Source organism: Streptomyces sp. NPDC059003 (genome assembly GCF_042740445.1).
In the GTDB taxonomy this organism is placed as follows: Bacteria; Actinomycetota; Actinomycetes; order Streptomycetales; family Streptomycetaceae; genus Streptomyces.
Map to the genome: position 1 here is coordinate 43563 of NZ_JBHYJH010000012.1, position 13587 is coordinate 57149.

Genomic DNA, 13587 nt, shown 5'->3' on the forward strand with positions numbered 1-13587 from the left:
ATCTGCCGACGTGCGCCGCGCCGTCTCCGTCGCCGAGCCCGTCGGTCTCGCCGTCCCCGTCCCCGAGCCCGTCGACATCCCCGTCGCCCAGCCCGTCGGTCTCGCCGTCGCCGAGCCCGTCTCCGTCGGACAGTGACGGCCCGTCACCGAGCCCGTCCCCGTCGGACAGCGACGGCCCATCGCCGTCTCCGTCCCCGTCGGACAGCGACGGCCCGTCCCCCTCCCCGTCGCCCTCGGACAGCGACGGTCCGTCCCCGTCCCCGTCGGACTCGCCCACGCACCCGACCCCGCACCCGACCAAGACCCACGACAACGGGCACATGGCGGACACCGGCGCCTCGTCCGGTGAGCTGGCGATCGTCGGGGCGATCGCGGCCGCGCTCCTCGGCACCGGCGTCACCTTCGTGATCCGGATGCGCCGCCGCAACGAGGGCCACTACGAGTGACCCGACCGCGGCACAAGCGGAACAACTGAAGAGTCGGGGCGTCAGGAAGAGGTGAACCGTTCCAGGGCCTCCACCACCAGCGCGTGATCCGCGACCTGGGGGAGGCCCGAGACGGCCACCGTGCCGATGACGCCCACGCCCTCGACCCTGACCGGGAACGCGCCGCCGTGCGCGGCGTACCGGTCGGGGTCGAGCCGCGAGGACTCCTCGAACGTCGTGCCCTTGGCGCGGAACCGGCTGCCCACCAGGTACGACGAGCAGCCGTACCGCTCGACGACGCGGCGCTTGCGGTCGAGCCAGGCGTCGTTGTCCGGCGTCGAGCCGGGCAGGGCCGCGTGGAAGAGCTGCTGGCCGCCGCGCCGGATGTCGACGGCGACGGGCGCCGACCGCCGGCGGGCGAGCTCCACGAGCAGACAGCCGAGCCCCCACGCGTCGTCGTACGTGAAGTGGGGGAGCGTCAGGCGCCGCTCCTGCTCTTCGAGTTCCGCGACGGAGGGGGCGGACGGGGCGGAGGGGGCGGAAGGGACAGAGGGGGCGGCAGGTGTGTCGGGGTGCGCGGTCACAGGGCCACCGCCACGCCCTCGCGGGCCGAGCGGCGCGCGGCTTCGAGTACGTCGAGGGCCGCGGCGGCCTCGTGCGCGGTGACCGGGTTCGGGCCCTCGCCGCGCAGGGCGGCGGCGACGGCCGCGTAGTACGCGGGATAGTCACCGGGCAGCGTGCGCAGCGGGCGGCCGCCGCCGGTCAGCGGGGACTCGCCGGAGCCGACGCGGCCCCACATGCACTCGGCCTCCTCGCCCCAGGGCTCCGCGTCGTCGCCGGGGCGCCTGCCCTCGCGCAGGGCGGCCTCCTGCGGGTCGAGGCCGTACTTCACATAGCCCGCGGACGAGCCGAGCACCCGAAAGCGCGGGCCGAGCTGGGCGGTCGTGGCGCTCACGTACAGGTGCGAGCGGACGCCACCGGCGTGGGTGAGCGCGAGGAACGTGTCGTCGTCGGCCTGCGCGCCCGGGCGCCGCACGTCCGCCTCCGCGTACACCCGCGTCACCGGGCCGAACAGGACCAGGGCCTGGTCGACGACATGGCTCCCCAGGTCGTACAGGAGGCCGCCGATCTCCTCGGGGTCACCGGACTCGCGCCAGCCGCCCTTGGGGTGCGGGCGCCAGCGCTCGAAACGGGACTCGAAGCGCCATACGTCGCCGAGCTCGCCGCCCGCGATCAGTTCGCGGAGCGTCAGGAAGTCGTTGTCCCAGCGGCGGTTCTGGAAGACGGACAGGAGCAGCCCGCGCTCGTCGGCGAGGCCCGCGAGCTCCCGGGCCTCGGCGGCGGTGCCCGCGAGCGGCTTGTCCACGACGACCGGCAGGCCCGCCTTGAGCGCGGCGGTCGCCAGCGGTACGTGGGTCTTGTTCGGCGACGCGATCACGACGAGGTCGAGCTCGTCCGCGCGGTCCCACAACTCGTCGGCCGACGCGGCGGCGCGGGCGCCGTACGCGGTGCGGGCCTCCTGCTGCCGGTCGGGGTTCGACGTGACCACCGTGTCGAGGGCGAGGCCGTCGGTGGCGGCGATCAGGGGGGCGTGGAAGACGGAGCCCGCGAGGCCGTACCCCACGAGGCCCACGCGCAGGTCGTTCTTGCCTTCAGTCATGACGTCCATGCCTTCCACTTTGGCAACGCTGTTGCTTAAGTGCAAGCGGTGGCGACAATGGGGGTGTGAACAGGGCTGACTCAGGTACTCGTCGCGGCGACCGCACCGGCGCCACCGGCGCTCATTCCGCCGGTGGCGCCGGTGCGAATCTGCGGGCGTTGCGCGGGCACAACGCGGCGGTGGTGCTCGACCTGCTCCGGAGCGCCGGGGACGACGGGGTGAGCCGCCTTGAGCTCGCCGACCGGGCGGGACTCACGCCGCAGGCCGTCAGCAAGATCGTCGCCCGCCTCCGGGACGAGGGCCTCGTGGCCGACGCGGGGCGGCGGGCGTCCACCGGCGGCAAGCCCGCCGCGGTCCTCCGCCTCGTGCCGGACGCCGGGTACGCGGTCGGCCTGCACCTGGACCGGGACGCGCTGGTCGTCGTCCTCGTCGACCTCGCCGGGGGCGTGGCGGCCGAGCGGCGGGCCGCCCTCGACTTCGGGGCGGGGGCCGACGCGGTCGTGGACGTCGCGGCGCGGGAGGTCGGGGCGCTGGTCGCGGCGGCGCCGGGCGGGGTGCTCGGGGTCGGGGCCGCGCTGCCGGGGCCGCTCGACCACGGCACCGGTGTGCTGCACCGGGTCACCGGGTTCCCCTCGTGGGACGGGTACCCCCTGCGGGACGCGCTGGCCGCCCGTCTCGACCTTCCCGTCGTGGTCGACAAGGACACCAACGCCGCGGCGCTCGGGCTCGCGCTCGCCGGAGTCGCGGAGTCGTTCGCGTATCTGCACCTCGGCACCGGGCTCGGTGCCGGGCTCGTGCTCGGTGGCGGCCTCCACCGTGGTGCCCGCACGGGGGCGGGGGAATTCGGCCATCAGGTCGTGCAGTTGGACGGGCCGCCGTGTGCGTGCGGTGACCGGGGGTGCCTGGAGGCTCTGTGCCTGGCCGCCGTCGCGCGCGGCGACCTCGACGAGGCGGCGCGGGTGCTCGGCACCGGGGCGGGCAACCTCGTCTCGCTGCTCGACATCGACCTTGTGCTGCTGGGTGGGCGGGTGGTGGGTGGGGCGGTGGAGGTTTTTGTACGGGGGGTCGGTGCCGTTGTCGCTGCGCGGGCTCGGAGGGAAGGTGCCCGTGTGGCGGCGGGCGTCGCCGTTGCCCCCGGTGGGGAGCGGGTCGTTGCCGAGGGGGCCGCGCAACTGGTCCTGGCGCCGGTGTTCGGGCGTGCTGCCCTCGCGGGGGCGCCCCAGACCCGCCCCTTCCCGAAACTAGGGGGCTCCGCCCCCTAGGACCCCCGCTCCTCAAACGCCGGAGGGGCTGGAATGCACCAGCCCTGGTGGGGCGCACCCGGGAGGGCCACGGCTCCGCTGTTCGAGGGGCTTTCGGTGGCCCGGAGGGCAAGGGCGCGGCGCCGCGGCGCCTACGCATGGCAGGGTCACGCCCACGGCCTGTCGTCGCCCAGCCAAAGGTCCCGCATGCGCATCAGCCGCCACCTGGCCGCAGGCGTCACCGCCGTGGCTCTCGCCGTACCCGCCGCGACCCCCACGATGGCGCTCCCCCCGGCAACCCCCGCGCTCCAGCCCACCTGCGCCACCCCCACCCGCACCTCCTTCCCCCTCGACACCCGTGTCCGGAAAGGGCCCGCCACCTACCACCCCGGCGGCGGCTGGCGGCGCTGGGCGGTGCGGTTGACCAACACCACCGAGGGCACCTGCGACACCATCCACCCGGTCGTCGTGCTCGTCGACCGGACGGGGAAGCTGCGGGCGAAGCAGATCCAGCTGGAGTTCCGGGACGGGGACCGCTGGCGGCCCGTGAGGTTCGAGCGGACCGCGCGGGACGAACACGTCGGCGTCTTCGGCGACGGGTCGGACCGGTCAGACGGGTTCGACGGGTTCGACGGGTTCACGGCCGGGCCGGGGGAGACCGTCACGGTCGACGTGCGGCTCGCCTTCACCTCCGACACCGCGCCCGACCACGTCGTGGCGAGCGCCGCCGTCGTACAGCGCAGGGACGACGACGGCGACTGGGTGGGGGAGTCCGACGACTACCCGTTCGACATCGTCGGCGACGGCGGCCCGTCGTGGCCCCTGCCCGGCGAACTCGCGCGGACCGGTCGCGGCAGCGCGCTCGGCCTGGGCGCCACCGCCGCCGCGCTGCTCCTCAGCGGCACAGCCCTCATGGCGGCCGCCCGGCGCCTACGGGGACTAGGGGGCTCCGCCCCCTGAAATCAGCCCGTCCGGCGTTTGAGGACGAGGCCGAAGGCCGATTGCTTTGCGGGGGTGCCAGGGGGCTGGCCCCCTGGTTCGGGAAGGGGCGGGACTGGGGCGCCCCCGCGACGGCCGCACGCCCGGTCACCCACCCATGCGACCATCCCCCCGTGGACTACCAGGACAACCGCACCACCCCACCCGCCCACCTGCGCGACCAGGCCCCCGGCGCACCCATCCGCTCCGGGATCCCCGAGCACGGCCGCATCCCGAAGTACTACGCCGTGAAGGCCCGCATCGCCGGACTGGTCGACGAGTTGGGCGAGGGCAGGGCGCTCCCCACGGAGCGCGATCTCGCCGAGCGGTACGAGGTCGCGCGCGAGACCGTGCGGCAGGCACTGCGGGAACTGCTGCTCGAAGGGCGGCTGCGCCGACAGGGACGCGGCACGGTCGTGGCCGGGCCGAAGCTGGAGCAGCCGCTGTCCCTCGCCAGCTACACCGAAGGCGTACGCCGCCAGGGCCGCACCCCGGGGCGGAATCTGATCTCGCTCGACCGCTTCCCCTGCCCGGCCGCCCTCGCCGCCGACATCGGGGCCGAACAGGGCGAGCCCGTCTGGCACATGGAGCGCGTGCTGCTCGCCGACGACGAGCGGGTCGGCCTGGAGAGCACCTACGTCTCCGTGGCCCGCGTGCCGCACCTCGACCGGGACTTCGACCCCGACTCGTCCTTCTACGCGTATCTGCGCGACGAACTCGGCATCGCGTTCGGCGACGCGGACGAGCGCATCGAGACCGTGCTGGCCACGCCCCGCGAGGCGCTGCTCATCGGGACGCCGCCCGCGCTGCCGATGCTGCTGATCCACCGCCTCTCGCGGGACACGGCGGGGCTTCCCCTGGAGCGGGTGCGGACCCTCTACCGGGGGGACCGCTTCTCGTTCACGACGCATCTCGGCTGAACCACCCCTTTCCGGGCGCCAGTTGGCCGCCAATGGTCACGAGAAGATAACGGGTCTAGTCCAAGCTTGCGCGCCCGTTCACCGTCCCGTTGCCGGACCGCCCCCGCCGGGTCACCCGTCGGCAGGAGCGTTGCCGCCGTGAGAGTCATCGTCGTAGGAGCCGGCGTGGTGGGAACCATGCACGCCTGGCACGCACTGGAGCGCGGCCACGAGGTCGTACAGATCGAGCGCGAGAGCGAGGCCCGCGGGGCGTCGCTCCGCAACTTCGGGCAGATATGGGTCAGCGGCCGCGCGGGCGGCGAGGAGCTCGACACGGCCCTGCGCGCCCGCGAGCTGTGGGAGGAGATCGGCGCCCGCGTCCCCGGCATCGGCTTCCGCGCCAACGGCTCGCTGACCCTCGTGCGCAACGAGCGCGAGCGCGCCGTCGCCGAGGCCGCGCTCGCCCGCCCGGACGCCGCCGCCCGCGGCTACAAGCTGCTCACCGCCGACGAGGCCCGCGCCCTCAACCCGGCGCTCCGCGGCGACTTCACCGCCGCCCTGTCGTGCGAGCGGGACGCCGCCGTCGAACCGCGCACCGCCCAGCTCCGGCTCCGCGAGGAGCTCGTGAAGTCACCCCGCTACACCTTCCTGCCCGGCCGCGAGGTCCGCGACGTCGTCGGCCCCGCGTCCGTCCGCGACGACCACGGCGACGTGCACACCGGCGACACCGTCGTCCTGTGCACCGGCGCCTGGCTCGGCGGGCTCGTCCGCGAGCTCGCCCCCGACCTGCCCGTGCGCCGCGTACGCCTCCAGATGATGCAGACCGACCCGCTCGGCGAGCCGCTCACCACCTCCGTCGCCGACGCCGACAGCTTCCGCTACTACCCGGCGTACCGCTCGCCGCAGCTGGACGCGCTCAACGCCGGGCAGGCGCAGACGCCGACCGCCGCCGCGCACAAGATGCAGCTGCTCATGGTGCAGCGCGCCGACGGCGGCCTGACCATCGGCGACACCCACGAGTACGAGCACCCCTTCGCCTTCGACACCCTCGAAGACCCCTACGAACACCTCACCGAGGTCGTCGAGGGCTTCCTGGGGCGCCCGCTGCCGCGGATCCGGCGGCGCTGGGCCGGGGTGTACGCGCAGTGCGTCGACACCAGCCGGGTCGTGCACCGCGAGCACGTGCGCGACGGCGTGTGGCTCGTCACCGGGCCCGGCGGGCGCGGCATGACGTGCTCGCCCGCGATCGCCGAGAAGACCGCCGACGAGCTGGGATGGTGAGGGAGTTGAACAGGCAGACAAAGCTTGTGGTGCTCGACATGGCCGGGACCACCGTCGCCGACGGAGGGCTCGTCGAGCGGGCCTTCTCGGCGGCCGCCCAGGAGCTCGGCGTCGAGCCCGGCTCCGCCGACCACGCCGCGAAGCTCGACTACGTCCGCGCCACCATGGGCGAGTCCAAGATCTCCGTCTTCCGGCACCTGTTCGGCGCCGAGGACCTCGCCCGGCGCGCCAACACCGCCTTCGAGAAGGCGTACGGGGAGCTCGTCGACGACGGCCTCATCGCCCCCGTCGACGGCGCCCGCGAGGCCATCGAGGACCTGCGCGGCGCCGGCCTGACCGTGGTCCTCACCACCGGCTTCGCCCGCGTCACCCAGGACGCCATCCTCGCCGCCCTCGGCTGGCGGGACCTGGTCGACCTCACGCTGTGCCCCGCCGACGCGGGCGGCCGCGGCAGGCCGTACCCCGACATGGTGCTCACCGCGTTCCTGCGCACCGGCGCCGCCGACGACGTGCGCGAGATCGCCGTCGCGGGCGACACGGCGTACGACATGCGCAGCGGGACGCGCGCCGGAGCCGGGATCGTCGCCGGGGTCCGCACCGGCGCCCACGGCGAGACGGTCCTGCGGGACGCCGGGGCCACGCACGTCCTGCCGTCCGTGACCGAACTGCCCGCCCTCGTCCGGGACTTCGGGTCATGAGCAGCGGCATACGGTTCGACTCCGTGTCGGTCGCCTACGGCACCAACGTCGTCCTCGACACCCTCGACCTGACCGTCGAGCCCGGCGAGGTCATGGCGCTGCTCGGGCCCTCCGGGTCCGGCAAGACCACCGCGCTGCGGGCCGTCGCGGGCTTCGTCAGGCCCGCGTCGGGGCGGGTGTTCATCGGCGGCAGGGACGTGACCGGCCTGCCGCCGCACCGGCGCGGCATCGGGATGGTCGTCCAGCAGTACGCGCTCTTCCCGCACATGCGGGTCGCGGACAACGTCGCCTTCGGACTCAAGGCGCAGAAGGCCCCCAAGGGCGAGATCCCCGGACGGGTCGCCGAGGCCCTGGAGATGACCGGCATGGCCGCGTACGCCAAGCGGTATCCGCGCGAGCTGTCCGGCGGCCAGCAGCAGCGGGTCGCCATCGCGCGGGCCCTGGCCATCCGGCCCGGCGTGCTCCTCCTCGACGAGCCCCTTTCCGCGCTCGACGCGCAGCTGCGCTCCGGAATGCTGGGCGAACTCGCCCGGCTGCACCGCGAGTTGCCCGACGTGTCGATCCTGTACGTCACCCACGACCAGGTCGAGGCGCTGACCCTGGCCGACCGGATCGCCGTCATGGACAAGGCGCGCCTTCGCGATGTGGGCACGCCGCAGGAGCTGTACCGGCGGCCGCGTACGGAGTTCACGGCGTCGTTCGTGGGCAACGCGAATCTCCTGCCGGTTTCCGTGGGGTCGGGTGCCGTGTCGTTCGGCGGCACCGATCTGAAGGTCGCCACCGACGGGGTGGCGGCCGGGGTCACGGCCACGCTCTGCCTGCGGCCGCACCTGGTGGGGCTCGGGCCCGGGCCCAACTCCCTGACCGGGGAGGTGTCCGAGGTGCAGTGGCGGGGGGCCACGCATCGGCTGTACGTGGATGTGGGCGGGCACGTGGTGAAGGCCGACGTGCGCGAGCTGCGGGAACCCCCTGGTCTCGGTGAACAGGTCACGTTGCACTTCGCGCCGGAGGATGCGGTGCTGTTGGCCGCGGGGGTTGGCGATGGGTAGCACGACGCTCACGGCACCCGCACAGAAGACCGAGTCACCCCGCCGACCGCCCGGCTGGGTGTGGGCCCTGCCCCCCGTCGTCCTCCTCGGGCTCGTCTTCCTCTATCCCCTCGCCCTCGTCGTCAAGCAGTCCGTGCAGCCCGATGCCGGGGGGACCTCGGTTCAGCCGTACTCCGACGTGTTCGGGTCCGAGGCGTTCCGGGAAGCGCTGGGGACCACCGTGTGGCTGGCGGTCGGGGCGACCGTGGGATGTCTCGTCCTCGGGTTCGTGCTGGCGCTCGTCATCGCCTTCGTGCCGTTCCCCGGCGGGCGGGCCGTCGCCAGGTTCATCGACGTCTTCCTCTCCTTCCCGTCCTTCCTCATCACCCTCGCGCTGCTCTTCATCTACGGCACCAAGGGCATGGCCAACGGGGTGTGGACGGACGCGACGGGAGCGGCCGACGGGCCCTTCCAGTTCCTGACCACACCGTGGGGCGTACTGCTCGCCGAGATCACGTACTTCACGCCGTTCGTGATGCGGCCGCTGCTCGCCGCCTTCTCACAGATCGACACCGCGCAGCTGGAGGCGGCGTCCAGCCTGGGGGCGCGGCCCGCGCGGGTGGTGCGGCGCGTCATCCTGCCGGAGGCCCTGCCCGCGCTCGCCGCGGGCGGCAGCCTCGTCCTGGTGATGTGCCTGAACGAGTTCGGGATCGTCCTGTTCACCGGCGCCAAGGGCGTCACGACCCTGCCGACGCTCGTGTACGGCAAGGCGATGCTGGAGTCGGACTACCCCGCCGCCTGTGTCGTCGCCGTCGTCAACATCGCGATCTCCGTGGGCCTCTACGGCCTGTACCGGGTGGTGAGCCGTCGTGCTGGTGCATAGCCGCAAGGGCAAGTGGGCGACGTGGGCGGTCTTCTTCGTCCTCTTCCTGCCCGTCTTCGCGCTGCCGCTGCTCGTGATCGTCGCGGCGTCCTTCGCGAGCCACTGGTCCGGGGCGTTCCCGTCCGGGTTCACCGCCGAGCACTACGACGCGGCAACGCGCGGCGAGTCCCTGGACGCCCTCACCACCAGCCTGCTCACGGCGCTCGGCGCGAGCCTGCTCGCGCTCGCCGCGGGCACCTGGGCGGCGCTCGCCGCGGCCCGGCTCGGGCGGGGCGGGAAGAAGGCGCTCGACGCGCTGTTCATGCTGCCCGTCGCCGTGCCCTCCGTCGTCGTCGGCCTCGCCGTGCTCGTCGCCTTCAGCAAGCCGCCGGTGATCCTCAACGGCACGTCCACGATCGTCGTCCTCGCGCACGCCATTCTTGTCACGGCGTTCGCCTACCAGTCGGTCTCGGCCGCCATCGTGCGTCTCGACCCGGCGTACGAGCAGGCCGCGGCGTCACTCGGCGCCCGGCCCGCGTACGTCCTGTGGCGCGTGAAGCTGCCGCTGCTCCTGCCGTCCCTGACGGCCGCCGCGGGCCTGTGCTTCGCCCTGTCCATGGGCGAGCTCAGCGCCACGATGATGCTCTACCCGCCGGACTGGACCCCGCTGCCCGTGCGGATCTACGCGGCCACCGACCGCGGCGCCGCCTTCACCGGAGCCGCGCTCGCCGTGGTCCTCATGGCGGCGACGCTGCTCGTCCTGTTCGCCGTCTCCCGCATCCGCACCCGCGCCTCCTACCGCTGAGCCCCTCCCCTTCAAGCCCCTTCAAGACCCTCTAAGCCCCTTCTAAGGAGTACGACACGTCATGCGCACCCTCACTCCCGTCCGCACGCTCGCCGCCCTCGGCGGCTGCGCCCTGCTCGCCGCCGGCCTCACCGCCTGCGGCGGCGACTCCTCCGCGTCCGACGCGAAGGTCGTCACCGTCTACAGCGCCGACGGCCTCAAGGGCGAGAACGGCGACGGCTGGTACGACAAGGTCTTCGAGGACTTCGAGAAGAAGACCGGCATCAAGGTGAAGTACGTCGAGGGCGGCTCCGGCGAGATGGTGCAGCGCGCCGTCCGCGAGAAGTCCAACACGCAGGCCGACGTCCTCGTGACGCTGCCGCCGTTCATCCAGCAGGCCGACGAGAAGGGCCTGCTCACGGCGTACGAGCCCAAGGGCTCCGAGCAGGTCGACGGCGCGAACAAGGCGCCCGACGGCAAGTGGACCGCCGTCGTCAACAACTACTTCGGCTTCATCTACAACAAGGCGGAACTGGGCGGCGCCAAGGCCCCCAAGACCTGGGACGAGCTGACGGACGGCCGCTTCAAGAACAAGCTCCAGTACTCCACGCCCGGCGTCGCGGGCGACGGCACCGCCGTGCTCATCAAGGCCATGCACGACTTCGGCGGCAAGGAGCCCGCCCTGAAGTACCTGGCGAAGCTCCAGTCCAACAACGTCGGCCCGTCCGCCTCCACCGGCAAGCTCGCGCCCAAGGTCGACAAGGGCGAACTGCTCGTCGCCAACGGCGACGTCCAGATGAACTACGCCCAGTCCAAGGACATGCCGAACCTCGGCATCTGGTTCCCCGCGAAGCAGGGCAAGAAGCCGACCACCTTCGCGCTGCCGTACGCCGCCGGACTCGTGAACAAGGCGCCGCACAGCGCCAACGCCAGGAAGTTCCTCGACTACCTGCTCAGCCGGCGCGCGCAAGCGCAGGTCAGCGGGGTCGGCGGCGGCTTCGCGGCCCGCAAGGACATCAAGGCCACCGACGCCAACGCCATCGCCCTCGACAAGATCATGGACGGCGTCGAGATCTTCGAGCCCGACTGGGACGACATCTCCGAGAACCTCACGTCGTACGTCGAGGACTGGAAGTCCGCCACGGACAGCTGACCTGCCGGCCGCCTGATTAGGCTGAGGGTGTCCCACCAGCCACCCGCTTCATCGCAGACCGCAGGAGTGCACCCCATGGCAGAGCGCAAGCCCATCGAATCGTGGCTCACCGACATGGACGGCGTACTCATCCACGAGGGCGTGCCCATTCCTGGCGCGGACGCCTTCATCAAGAAGCTCCGGGAGTCCGGCAAGCCGTTCCTGGTCCTGACGAACAACTCCATCTACACCGCGCGCGACCTCCAGGCCCGCCTCACCCGCATGGGCCTGGAGGTCCCCGTCGCCAACATCTGGACCTCGGCCCTCGCCACCGCCAAGTTCCTCGACGACCAGCGGCCCGGCGGCACGGCGTACGTCATCGGTGAGGCGGGCCTCACCACGGCCCTGCACGACATCGGGTACGTCCTGACCGACCACGACCCGGACTACGTGGTGCTCGGCGAGACCCGCACGTACTCCTTCGAAGCCATGACCAAGGCCGTGCGGCTCATCAACGACGGCGCGCGCTTCATCTGCACGAACCCGGACGAGACGGGCCCCTCCACGGAGGGGCCGCTGCCCGCCACGGGGGCCGTGGCCGCGCTGATCACCAAGGCGACCGGGAAGAAGCCGTACTTCGCCGGGAAGCCGAATCCTCTGATGATGCGGACGGGGCTGAACGCGATCGGGGCGCACTCGGAGACCAGCGCGATGATCGGGGACCGCATGGACACGGATGTCCTTGCCGGCCTCGAAGCCGGGATGGAGACCTTCCTCGTCCTCACCGGTCTCACGTCCCGTGCCGACATCGACCGCTATCCCTTCCGGCCCTCGACGGTCGTTCCGTCGATCGCCGACCTGGTCGACCGGATCTGAAGCTGAGCGGGTGCGGGTCGGTGGGGGGTCCGCCGCTACCGCGGCGGCTTTTTCCCACCCGCCCGCCCGTTTCCACCCTCCCAGGGGGTGGGCGCCCCTCGTGGGGGTTCCCCGCCGTCGGCGGCTGCGGGGGTGGGCCGGATGGGGGCGCTGGGGATGCGGGGGGTGGGTGGGGGCGGGAATCTTCTCGGTGAGGAGGTTCACGATGCGTATACGTTTGGTCGCCGTGAGCGGCGTGGGGGTGATGGCCCTCGCGGCGGGGCCCGCCATCGCGCACGACCAGGACCAGGTCAAGGCCAGGACGACCCCGTCGACAGCGGCCCCGTCCGCCCACGTGGAGGTCCGGGTCGAAGGCTGCAAGGGCACCACCGGCGCCGCCGGGTCCGGCGCGTTCCAGGCGGACGCCGAGCTCACGGGCCGGTCGGGGGCGCTGTCCGGGTCCACCCGGATCAAACAGGGCGTCTCAGGAACGTACGAGATCACCGTCACCTGTGACGGCCACCCGCACCAGGGCGTCGGCACCGTCCAGGTGACCGGCGCGGGCCCCACCCCCGTGTCACCCGTACGGGCGGGCGGCGGCGGCACCGCCCCCCTGACACCCGCCGTCGCCGCCCCGGAGGAGACCGGACCCGGCACGCGCCACGCCGTTGTGGGCCTGGTCCTCGCGGGCGCGGCGGCCGTCGCCGTGGCGCTGCGCAGCGCCCGCCGGCGCCGCCCTGGGTGAGCCGCCGACATGACAGGGCCGGAGCCCCCCAGCGGCCACCCGCACGGCACGAGCCGTCTCGTCATGGGCGTGGCGTGGGCCGTGCTGCTCGTCGGCCTGTGGCTGTGGGGCAACGAGATCACCGACGTACGCGGAGGCCTCTCCGACCCCACGACCGGTGACGTCGCGGCCGTCGGCCGCCCCGCCGGGGTCGACCTGCCGCGCGCCCACGAGCCGCTGGCCCCGGCCCGCCCGCAGCGCGTCGACGTACCGTCCCTCGGCGTGCGCGCCCCGGTGGTGGCCCGCGGCCTGGATGTGCGGGGAGCGATCGACCCGCCGCCGTACGCGCAGCCGGGCGTCGTCGGCTGGTACGGCGGGGGAGTGCGGCCCGGCGCGGCCGGTACCGCCCTGTTCGTCGGGCACGTGGACACCGAGAGCAGGCCCGCGATCTTCTACCACCTCAGCGCGGTGCGCCCGGGCGAGAAGATCCGGGTGACCCGCGACGACGGCTCGCTCGCGGAGTTCACGGTGGACGACGTGCAGGTCCTCAGCAGGGACGACTTCGACGCGGGCCAGGCCTACGGCCCCCGCGAGACGGGACGCGCCGAACTCCGCCTGATCACCTGCGGCGGCACCTTCGACCGCGCAAGCCGCACGTACTCGGCGAACGTCGTCGTCTCCGCGTACCTCACGGGGACCGGACCCTAGGCCGTGTCCGCCCCCGGCCGACGGCCAGGCGGGCACACGGGCAGGCACGCGGGCTGGCGGGTCAGTGCCGGGGGCGGGCCGGCCTGGCACCTCCCCGAGCCCTCGCGTTCGTCCGCTCGCCCGAGCGGGCGCCCCCCGCTCCTTGCCTCGCGCCGGTCCATGGGACAGCGCTTGGCCCTGCCGTCGCCCCTGGCCCGCCCCTCGGGACCTTGCGGACACGACCTGGGCCCCTGCCCGCCCCCGGCCGACGGCCAGGCGGGCACGCGGGTCAGTGCCGGGGGCGGGCCGGCCTGGCACCTCCCCGAGCCCTCG

16 protein-coding genes are annotated in these 13587 nt (G+C 73.4%); 13 read left to right on the forward strand and 3 right to left on the reverse strand.

Going from position 1 to position 13587, the window contains the following annotated elements:
* Positions 1-277: hypothetical protein (locus ACFWZ5_RS08085; protein ID WP_384890535.1), on the reverse strand; the 277-nt coding region annotated here is incomplete at its 3' end.
* Positions 278-320: 43 nt separating this feature from the next.
* Here ACFWZ5_RS08085 and ACFWZ5_RS08090 point away from each other — a divergent pair.
* Positions 321-446 (forward strand): LPXTG cell wall anchor domain-containing protein, encoded by a 126-nt coding sequence (locus ACFWZ5_RS08090; protein ID WP_384806764.1) that lies wholly within the window; start codon positions 321-323, stop codon positions 444-446.
* Positions 447-487: 41 nt separating this feature from the next.
* Here the strand turns inward: ACFWZ5_RS08090 and ACFWZ5_RS08095 are convergent, their stop codons facing one another.
* Both ACFWZ5_RS08095 and ACFWZ5_RS08100 read right to left on the reverse strand, forming a co-directional pair.
* The gene (locus tag ACFWZ5_RS08095; RefSeq protein ID WP_384806767.1) at positions 488-1009 is read right to left on the reverse strand and encodes a heme-degrading domain-containing protein; all 522 of its coding nucleotides are present in this window, start codon (positions 1007-1009) and stop codon (positions 488-490) included.
* Positions 1006-2094, reverse strand: a complete 1089-nt coding sequence (locus tag ACFWZ5_RS08100; RefSeq protein WP_384806769.1) for a Gfo/Idh/MocA family oxidoreductase — start codon at positions 2092-2094, stop codon at positions 1006-1008. Before ACFWZ5_RS08100 ends, ACFWZ5_RS08095 begins: the two co-directional genes overlap by 4 nt.
* A 56-nt stretch (positions 2095-2150) precedes the next feature.
* On the opposite strand from ACFWZ5_RS08100, the gene ACFWZ5_RS08105 reads away from it, so the two are divergent.
* From ACFWZ5_RS08105 to ACFWZ5_RS08160, 12 genes are all read left to right on the forward strand, one after another.
* Entirely contained in the window at positions 2151-3347 is a 1197-nt protein-coding gene (locus ACFWZ5_RS08105) for an ROK family protein (RefSeq protein ID WP_384890537.1), read from the forward strand.
* A 186-nt stretch (positions 3348-3533) separates the two neighbouring features.
* Positions 3534-4286, forward strand: coding sequence for a hypothetical protein (locus ACFWZ5_RS08110; RefSeq protein WP_384794843.1), 753 nt, complete (start codon positions 3534-3536; stop codon positions 4284-4286).
* 152 nt (positions 4287-4438) lie between these two features.
* The gene (locus ACFWZ5_RS08115) at positions 4439-5224 is read left to right on the forward strand and encodes a GntR family transcriptional regulator (RefSeq protein ID WP_384794841.1); all 786 of its coding nucleotides are present in this window, start codon (positions 4439-4441) and stop codon (positions 5222-5224) included.
* Positions 5225-5362: 138 nt separating this feature from the next.
* Positions 5363-6484 (forward strand): TIGR03364 family FAD-dependent oxidoreductase, encoded by a 1122-nt coding sequence (locus ACFWZ5_RS08120; protein ID WP_384794839.1) that lies wholly within the window; start codon positions 5363-5365, stop codon positions 6482-6484.
* Positions 6485-6489: 5 nt separating this feature from the next.
* A complete protein-coding gene (locus tag ACFWZ5_RS08125; RefSeq protein ID WP_384794837.1) occupies positions 6490-7182 on the forward strand; it encodes a phosphonatase-like hydrolase in 693 nt (230 codons plus the stop codon).
* Positions 7179-8231 (forward strand): ABC transporter ATP-binding protein, encoded by a 1053-nt coding sequence (locus ACFWZ5_RS08130; RefSeq protein ID WP_384794835.1) that lies wholly within the window; start codon positions 7179-7181, stop codon positions 8229-8231. Before ACFWZ5_RS08125 ends, ACFWZ5_RS08130 begins: the two co-directional genes overlap by 4 nt.
* Positions 8224-9093 (forward strand): 2-aminoethylphosphonate ABC transporter permease subunit, encoded by an 870-nt coding sequence (locus ACFWZ5_RS08135; RefSeq protein WP_384794833.1) that lies wholly within the window; start codon positions 8224-8226, stop codon positions 9091-9093. Before ACFWZ5_RS08130 ends, ACFWZ5_RS08135 begins: the two co-directional genes overlap by 8 nt.
* Positions 9080-9877 carry an ABC transporter permease gene (locus ACFWZ5_RS08140; protein ID WP_384794831.1) on the forward strand — a complete coding sequence of 266 codons (798 nt, stop codon included), beginning with the start codon at positions 9080-9082 and terminating at the stop codon, positions 9875-9877. Before ACFWZ5_RS08135 ends, ACFWZ5_RS08140 begins: the two co-directional genes overlap by 14 nt.
* Before the next feature lie 61 nt (positions 9878-9938).
* Entirely contained in the window at positions 9939-11009 is a 1071-nt protein-coding gene (locus tag ACFWZ5_RS08145; RefSeq protein WP_384794829.1) for a 2-aminoethylphosphonate ABC transporter substrate-binding protein, read from the forward strand.
* 75 nt (positions 11010-11084) lie between these two features.
* Positions 11085-11864 (forward strand): HAD-IIA family hydrolase, encoded by a 780-nt coding sequence (locus ACFWZ5_RS08150; protein ID WP_384794827.1) that lies wholly within the window; start codon positions 11085-11087, stop codon positions 11862-11864.
* A gap of 205 nt (positions 11865-12069) precedes the next feature.
* Complete coding sequence (locus tag ACFWZ5_RS08155; protein WP_384794825.1) at positions 12070-12588, forward strand: hypothetical protein; 519 nt, start codon at positions 12070-12072, stop codon at positions 12586-12588.
* A 9-nt stretch (positions 12589-12597) separates the two neighbouring features.
* Positions 12598-13275, forward strand: coding sequence for a class F sortase (locus ACFWZ5_RS08160; protein WP_384794823.1), 678 nt, complete (start codon positions 12598-12600; stop codon positions 13273-13275).
* The last annotated feature ends 312 nt before the right edge of the window (positions 13276-13587 follow it).

Excerpts from the sequence above, each read along its gene's own strand:
- ACFWZ5_RS08090 (WP_384806764.1), top strand. The coding sequence starts at position 321 with ATGGCGGACACCGGCGCCTCGTCCGGTGAGCTGGCGATCGTCGGGGCG.
- ACFWZ5_RS08100 (WP_384806769.1), bottom strand. The coding sequence starts at position 2,094 with ATGGACGTCATGACTGAAGGCAAGAACGACCTGCGCGTGGGCCTCGTG.
- ACFWZ5_RS08110 (WP_384794843.1), top strand. The coding sequence starts at position 3,534 with ATGCGCATCAGCCGCCACCTGGCCGCAGGCGTCACCGCCGTGGCTCTC.
- ACFWZ5_RS08130 (WP_384794835.1), top strand. The coding sequence starts at position 7,179 with ATGAGCAGCGGCATACGGTTCGACTCCGTGTCGGTCGCCTACGGCACC.
- ACFWZ5_RS08135 (WP_384794833.1), top strand. The coding sequence starts at position 8,224 with ATGGGTAGCACGACGCTCACGGCACCCGCACAGAAGACCGAGTCACCC.
- ACFWZ5_RS08145 (WP_384794829.1), top strand. The coding sequence starts at position 9,939 with ATGCGCACCCTCACTCCCGTCCGCACGCTCGCCGCCCTCGGCGGCTGC.
- ACFWZ5_RS08150 (WP_384794827.1), top strand. The coding sequence starts at position 11,085 with ATGGCAGAGCGCAAGCCCATCGAATCGTGGCTCACCGACATGGACGGC.
- ACFWZ5_RS08155 (WP_384794825.1), top strand. The coding sequence starts at position 12,070 with ATGCGTATACGTTTGGTCGCCGTGAGCGGCGTGGGGGTGATGGCCCTC.
- ACFWZ5_RS08160 (WP_384794823.1), top strand. The coding sequence starts at position 12,598 with ATGACAGGGCCGGAGCCCCCCAGCGGCCACCCGCACGGCACGAGCCGT.